Origin of the sequence: Spiroplasma endosymbiont of Megaselia nigra (assembly GCF_003987485.1) — a bacterium.
Lineage (GTDB): Bacteria > Bacillota_I > Bacilli_A > Mycoplasmatales > Mycoplasmataceae > Spiroplasma.
The window spans coordinates 1-7,570 of record NZ_RCOO01000055.1 but is presented as its reverse complement, the minus strand read 5'-3'; the positions used below and the strand labels follow the sequence as shown (position 1 = coordinate 7,570).

Below are 7,570 nucleotides of genomic sequence, written 5' to 3'. Positions count from 1 at the left end.
TTTTTGAGCAATAAAACTTATCTTATTATTTTTAACTTCTTGTACTATCATTTTTCTAAAATCTGCTGTATATTTATTAAATTTTTGTCCTTTTCTTGCCATATAAAAATGCACATCCTCTAAAAGTTTAGTAAAGTTCTTTTTTAATTTTACTTACTTTTTGGGGTGCAGTCTACTGTATCAAGTTCTTTTTTAATAAATTTATTAGGAACTTTATCAATGTCAATTATTTTAATATCATATTCTTTTTTTTGTTTTAATCCTCTAATTTTTAATTCGTTTTAACTAATTAATTGATCAATAATTCCAACATTATTAGTTAAATTCTTATTTTTTAAAATTAGTTGTTGCTGTTTTTCATACCAATAAACTTGTTTTTGTAAAATTTCATCTGTTAAATCTTTAAATTTATTACTAATTTCTTTTTCAAATAATAATAAAATTCTTCTTACTTGATTTAAAATAGTTTTTGATGAAGAAAGTGGATTTAAGTATTTTTTTTCTTCCATTTTTAAAATAGACTTTAATTCGCTACCATTATCTGCATCTTTTTTATTATTAATTGTGTAATTAATGATTTTATTTTGTAAAGAATTAAAATAATCAATATTATTTTTATCAGTTATTTTTGATATAAAATCTTTCAAATAATTTAAAGAATCATTAAGTGAATTTCTTAGTTTTATTTTTTCATCTTCAATATCATTTTTAGTTATTAATTCTTTTATAGTTGTTAATTCCATATTTTTTAATTCTTCCTTTCGTTATTTACTATTAAATACTTTGATTATTTTTAATGTTATAAAATATAAAATTGGTAAACATATTGTATTTGTAATTAATATTCCGATAATTATTTGTTCTATACTTAAAACTCCAAGATTTAATCAAAAAAGAATAAAATCAATCGAAAAATAAATAATTATGTTTGATAATAAAATAATAATAATTTTAATAATATGATTTATTTTTATTCAATTAATTAGTTTAATTAAAATGGCCAATAAACCCGTACCAATATTTCAACATAATGATCCCAAAGTAAAACCTCATAATGTTAAATCAGATAGAAAATGTCCCATAAATCCAATTTAATAAACACCAATATCAATTTAAAATAAATCCGCTTATAAAAATGGGGATTAAAAATAATGGAATTGATGTTCTTGGAATAATTTGTATTCGCATTACTTGTGATAATACAACCATCATGGCAATTAAAACTGCGACATAATTTATGTTTTTGATTAATTGAAAATTATTCATTTTTTAAAAATTTAATTTAAGTTGTATTTTATTTAATCGTTTTTTTATCATTGAAAAGTAATTATTATTTATTTCACAACCTAGTAATTTTCGGTTTAATTGTTCACAAGCATATGCGGTTGTACCACTTCCCATAAAAGGATCTAAAATTAAATCATTTTCTTTGCTATGTTTTTTAATCAAAACGCCAAATATATTTAATGGTTTTTCTGTTGGGTGTTCTGTTATTTTATAAACTGATCCTACTGAATTTTTAAATATTGTTTTTTTATTTTCATAATTATTTTGATAATTTGGAATTTGGTGTTTTTTAGAATAAATAATCATACAATATTCTTTATCTTGCAAAATAAAATTGTTAGTTGGCATTGGGTTTGTTTTTTCTCATAAATAAAAATCAAAATTCATATTATTTTTATAAAACCAATCTAAATAATCTTTAATTTGTCTTCTATTCATTCAAATTAACATAAATTTATTTTTTGAAATTCGGTAAAACTCATCTAAATAAGTATTTATATCAAATGAATTATGTAAATTATTATCATAAATAGCATTAATATATTTATTTATACTTTTTGATATTTCACTGGAATTTATTTGTTCTTTTTTCCTTGTTGGTAAATAATATAAATAAGGTGGATCAGTTAATATTAAATCAACGCTATCATTTTCTAATGTTTTGACAAAAAATAAAGCATCAGTATTTGTTAATTTACCTAAATTAGTCTTAAATTCTTTCATTAAGTTATCATCCTATTTTTGTATTTTATTAAACTAAAATTATTAAATATTTTTTTAGCATTATATTTTATAAATAATTTTAAGATATGTTTATCAAAAATATTTAATTTAATATATTTATATTGTTTGTTTATGATATAGATTGAGATAAATATATTATTAATAATTTTTTACTTACTTTTAATCTAATTTATTTATTAACAAATATATTAATTTTGTTATTAACTAATTATTTATAAGAGAGTGAGAGAAATATTAATATTTTATTTTTTATCTCTTTTTCTCTCTGTCTTTTAAATAAATATATTAAATATATAGTAAAAATAAATTTTTGCACATTTAAAATATACAAAATAGCAAAAAATGTCACACCAAAAAATACTATTAAGTTTTCAAAGAACAGTTAGTTTAGTTATTAAACAAAATATTAAATTAATTAAAATAATATAAAACTAGTGTGCCATTAAGTTTTTAAAAGTGTTTTGAAATAGTGGAAGGGCAATACCTTAATTTAATAAATATATCATTAAAATTAACTGAAACAAGGAAGTGGAAATGCTTAGAGCTAATTAAAAAGATATTGCCTTTTCACTATTTCAAATATTTATTGTTAAAAACAAAAAATATCACTTTTTTTGTAAGTGACATTGCTTTTACATTAATTTCTAATTTTTATATTTTTACCCCACTTTTATTTATACGACCAATTTTTTTTGTAATGTTTCATTTGTCATTTGATGAACCATTCTTTTTAAACTTGTAAATTATTTTACTTTTCTAATATAATAATTATACTAAAAAGAAATAAAATGTTATAATTATGGCAAGAATTGATTGAAAGAGGGGATTAGAATGTTTTTATCATTTCTTATTGTAGTACAAAATAATCAGACAAAATTAATGAATACTTTACTATCAATTAAGGAACAAACAAGTGACGATTATGAAATTGTTTTAATTGATGATAGTGGATTCCAACCAAAATCACCACTCTTAGAATTTATGAATGAATGCTTTTATAATAATATTGGTAAACAAATTCAAGTAATTACAAATTTACGAAGTCAAGGCTTTTCATATGGTATTAATACTGCTATTTCAATTGCACAAGGAGATTTTTTTATGATTGTTGATGAAGGACAGACAATTCATAAAACAGCAGTTGCAGTTTTAAAAGAAAAAGTTGAAACATATCAAGTTGAACATAAAAAAGTTGATATGCTTGAATTTCGGTTACATTATGCGAATTCAAAGGAAAAAAGTGAAATTTGAAATAAATGTAATGTTTTACTGTCGCCTAAAACTAATAAAGAAGTGTTAGCATATGTTAATTGCTCACTTTTTACAAAGATATTTCGTCGAAACCTTATTTTACAAAAAAATATTACATTACTTGATTATCGTCGTACTGATACTTTCTTTATTTATAACGCATTAGTTTATACTGGGGGATATGTTGCAATTAAAGATGTGCTAGTTGATTATGAATTAGAAATTGTCAATTATAGTGTTTTTGATTTAATTAAACAATGAATTTATATTTTTAATTTATATCGTGATTTAAATTTATATCGTGAATATCAAGAAGAATTAGAGTATGCTTTTATTCGCTTTTGCTTAGTAACATTTTTAGAAATTATTAGTTTACAAAACAATAAAAGATTATCAATTAAAGCTATCCATAGTGCCGAAAATAAATTAGAACGTCGTTATAAAAGTTTTATGAAAAATAAATATCTTAAAAATTTAAAAGAACCACAATTTAAAATGATTGTTGCTGATATTAAAGGTTTTATTAAACATTGAAAACTGGAAAATACAAAATAAATAATGCAAGAATTATCAAACAATAAAAATTCAGCTGCTACGATGATGTCAAAACCAGAAGAAGAATATCAGCTTCATCAATTAGCGCGTCCAGTTCGTGTGATTTTTGTTCGTTTCTTTGATATTATTTTAGCGAGTTTAATTCCCTTAGTATTAACTTTAACGATGAAGTATTGAGATCAAGCTCGAACAATTTGAGCGCCTATTTTAGTTATTGCTGTTACTTTTGTTCTTTTCTTTCTTTATTTTGTTCTTATTCCTTATTTTTGAGATGGTAAAACAATTGGAAAATTTTGTTTTCAAATTAAATTAGTTACGAGTGAGGCAAAATTAAAGTTAGCAGTTATTTTTACCCGTGAATTATTTATTACATTTTTACCCTGATTTGTTGTTTTATTGACAAATTTAAGTTTAAATTTAATTTTTGAAGTTAGTTTAAGTGATTTGTTTCGGACAACTAATAAAAATCCAATTGCATTAATTATTATTCGAACCATCACAACAATTTATTTTTTATGATACCTTGGTTTAATTTTTGGTTTAGTGTTAAATCCAAATCATCAAATTTTATTTGATCGTCATTTTCATTTATTTACTGTCAAGAAAAAACCAATTCCTAAAAAAGCACCAACAATACCAAAAGAATTAATAACAAGAAAAACAAAACATATTCATTTACAAGAAAACCAACCAGGAAATATTTCTGATGAAATTTTAAAAAAAATTGATGAATTATAGGGTAAAATGTAATTGTTTGTAAAGAAAGGCAGAATATCATGGTCAATGAATTTATTGAAAGTTTAAATCCAAATCAACGCGAAGCTGTTTTAACAATTACTGGACCAGTGCGAATTATTGCTGGAGCTGGAAGTGGTAAAACACGCGTTATTACTAATAAAATTGCATATTTAATTAAATATGCTAATTTGCAACCATGACGCATTTGTGCTGTTACATTTACTAATAAAGCTACTAATGAAATGAGAACCCGTATTGTTGAGATGATTGGAAATAGTGGCCAGCGTTGTATGATTGCAACTTATCATGCCCTATGTGTTCGTATTTTACGAGAAGATATTATTCATTTAAATTATGATCGTCATTTTAATATTATTGATATGGCAGACCAAGATAGTATCATTCGTAATATTTATAAAACATTACCTGTTAAATATGATGCACAAGAAGCAAAAATGGTGAAGAATTTTATTTCGAAATGAAAAAATGACTTTATTAGCCCTAATAGTGCAAAAGCATCAGCAAATGGTTATGAAATGCGATGAGCAGAAGTTTATGACACTTATGAAAAACGTTTACGAGAGATAAATAGCGTTGATTTTAATGATTTAATTTTATTAACATATAAGTTATTTAAAAATAATGGGGAAGTATTAAAAAAATGACAAAATCGTTTTGATTATTTTTTAGTTGATGAATTTCAAGATACCAATGAATTGCAATTTGATATTATTAAATGATTAGTCGGTGATAATCACAATATTACTATTGTTGGGGACCCTGATCAAACAATTTATTCGTGACGGGGAGCAAAAATTAATTTAATTTTAAATTTTTATAAATATTTTCCGCATACACAAACAATTGTTTTAAATGAAAACTATCGGTCAACACAAAGCATTTTATCATTAGCTAATAATTTGATTATTCATAATAAAAATCGGATTGAAAAAGATTTATTTACTATCAAAGCTTCAGGGCAATTACCAATTTTATATCACGGTGCTAATAGTAGTGATGAAAGTGATTTTGTAGCTCGTAAAATTAAAACTTTAATTAAAGAAGAAAATTATGCTTATAATGATATTTTAATTTTATATCGTGCCAATTACTTATCACGTGATTTAGAAGCGGCCCTTGCTGATTATGGTCTTTCATATCGTATTTTTGGGGCTTTTAAATTTTATGAACGAAAAGAAATTAAAGATGCACTTGCTTTTTTAAAAATAATTATAAATAATGATTCTTTAGCCATTGAACGGATTTTGTTGTTAACGCCAAAAATTGGTCCAAAAGCATTTGAACAAATTATGCAAATATTAAAAGAGCAACAAATAATGCTTACAACATTACTAGAGCAACATTTTGATTTATTGCCATTAAATCTTCAACATAGTTTAAATAAAGTGCGAGAAGCAATTGTCCTAGCATTAGCACAATTACCAACTGCTAAATCAGTTGAAAGTTTATTAGTTCTTCTCTTAAATAAAACAGGTTATTTGCAGCGTTTACGAGATAACTATGAAGAAGAACGAGAAGAAAATATTTTAGAATTAATTGCGTCAGTTGGTAAATTTGATCAGCAAAATAAGGAATTAGCAGGAACAGAATTATTAAGTGAATATTTACAATTAATTTCATTACAAACTGATAGTGATAGTGATAATTTAACTGATAATACTATTTCTTTAATGACAATTCATAATGCAAAGGGATTAGAAAAAAAGGTTGTTTTTATTGTTGGTTTAAATGAAGGAATCTTTCCAACAACACAAGCTATTAAGATGGGAACTGAACAATTAGAAGAAGAGCGTCGAGCCTTATACGTTGCCATTACAAGAGCAGAAGAATTGTTGTTTATTAGTTATGCTGATGGTTATTCATATATTACAGGTAATGAACGCTTTGAATCACGATTTATTAAAGAGTTAGATAACGATTTTTATGAAAAAGTTAATAGCGAAAGATTGTTTAGTAAGCCAAAGTCAATTACTATTTCTTATAATAATCAAAGTGAAAAACAATCACGAACTGTCTTTAATCTTAATAAAAACATTGAATCAGCTTTTAAAACTAATCCATGAAAAGTAAAAGATACGGTTAATCATGAATTATTTGGAATTGGAGTTGTTGTTAAAATTATTGCGCAAAATGTCCAAATTGTTTTTTCGCATCCTTATAATGTCAAGATTATTTCAGCAGATAGTCAAGCAATTAAAAAAGTGGAATCATAAAAGAAAATAACAATACCAAATAATTGAAATTTTTATTTAAAAACATAAAAAATTGTTAAGGGATAATATACTTATTTTTGTTTTTTTTGATATAATAAGTTAGTATATTTTAAAGGAGGAAATTTAATGGCATCATTTAAAGCTTTTATCGCTGATCCTGTTGGGATGCATGCACGTCCAGCGGCATTAATTGTAGGAGAAGCAGGAAAATACCAGTCAGATATTACTATTTTCTCAGGAGGAAAAACTGGTAACTTAAAATCAATCATGACTATTATTGCATTGGGAATTCATCAAGGTGCAGAAGTAGAAATTGTTGCAAGTGGTTCTGATGAAGACGCTGCAATTGCAGGGATTGAAAAAGTAATGAAGGATAACAAGGTTATTTAGGGTAATTTGGTAGTATACATTATTTTGAGGTTTTTAATAAAATTAAGTAATTAGAAACAAATTAAGTTTCGCTTATGACTAAATGATAACAAAATTTATAAAAAATTCAACTTTTTAAAAAAAATAATTTTTAATTGAAGAAATAATTTATAAAATTATGAATTTTGACACACTAAAAAATACTTTTTAAAGTTATTACTAATTTTAAAAAGTTTTTTATTTTTTATAAATGTATTATGTAAATTCAAGCAGCAAATTCTGTCTCTTGTTAGTATGATAATAACATCATTTAAAATAAATGCAACTATTTTTTAAAAAAAAATAAAATATTTGTAATTTTAGTCTATTTTAAAAATATTTAAGCACACTGA

At 23.6% G+C, this 7,570-nt stretch carries 7 protein-coding genes; 4 read left to right on the top strand and 3 right to left on the bottom strand.

Features of this window, described 5'->3' with window-relative positions; genetic code table 4:
* Positions 1 to 281: 281 nt before the first annotated feature.
* The 3 genes from D9R21_RS03475 to D9R21_RS03465 all read right to left on the bottom strand — a co-directional run bounded on the left by D9R21_RS03475 (position 282) and on the right by D9R21_RS03465 (position 2,010).
* Positions 282 to 743 carry a hypothetical protein gene (locus tag D9R21_RS03475; protein ID WP_126821120.1) on the bottom strand — a complete coding sequence of 154 codons (462 nt, stop codon included), beginning with the start codon at positions 741 to 743 and terminating at the stop codon, positions 282 to 284.
* Between the two features lie 21 nt (positions 744 to 764).
* Complete coding sequence (locus tag D9R21_RS03470) at positions 765 to 1,082, bottom strand: hypothetical protein (protein WP_126821119.1); 318 nt, start codon at positions 1,080 to 1,082, stop codon at positions 765 to 767.
* 187 nt (positions 1,083 to 1,269) lie between these two features.
* Positions 1,270 to 2,010, bottom strand: coding sequence for a DNA-methyltransferase (locus D9R21_RS03465; RefSeq protein WP_126821118.1), 741 nt, complete (start codon positions 2,008 to 2,010; stop codon positions 1,270 to 1,272).
* An 852-nt stretch (positions 2,011 to 2,862) separates the two neighbouring features.
* On the opposite strand from D9R21_RS03465, the gene D9R21_RS03460 reads away from it, so the two are divergent.
* From D9R21_RS03460 to D9R21_RS03445, 4 genes are all read left to right on the top strand, one after another.
* Positions 2,863 to 3,837: a glycosyltransferase family 2 protein gene (locus D9R21_RS03460; RefSeq protein WP_126821117.1), complete on the top strand. Its 975-nt coding sequence runs from the start codon at positions 2,863 to 2,865 to the stop codon at positions 3,835 to 3,837.
* Positions 3,838 to 3,840: 3 nt separating this feature from the next.
* Entirely contained in the window at positions 3,841 to 4,575 is a 735-nt protein-coding gene (locus D9R21_RS03455; RefSeq protein ID WP_241568716.1) for an RDD family protein, read from the top strand.
* Between the two features lie 38 nt (positions 4,576 to 4,613).
* The gene (locus D9R21_RS03450) at positions 4,614 to 6,809 is read left to right on the top strand and encodes an ATP-dependent helicase (protein ID WP_126821115.1); all 2,196 of its coding nucleotides are present in this window, start codon (positions 4,614 to 4,616) and stop codon (positions 6,807 to 6,809) included.
* 126 nt (positions 6,810 to 6,935) lie between these two features.
* Positions 6,936 to 7,199 (top strand): HPr family phosphocarrier protein, encoded by a 264-nt coding sequence (locus D9R21_RS03445; RefSeq protein ID WP_126821114.1) that lies wholly within the window; start codon positions 6,936 to 6,938, stop codon positions 7,197 to 7,199.
* Positions 7,200 to 7,570: the final 371 nt, after the last annotated feature.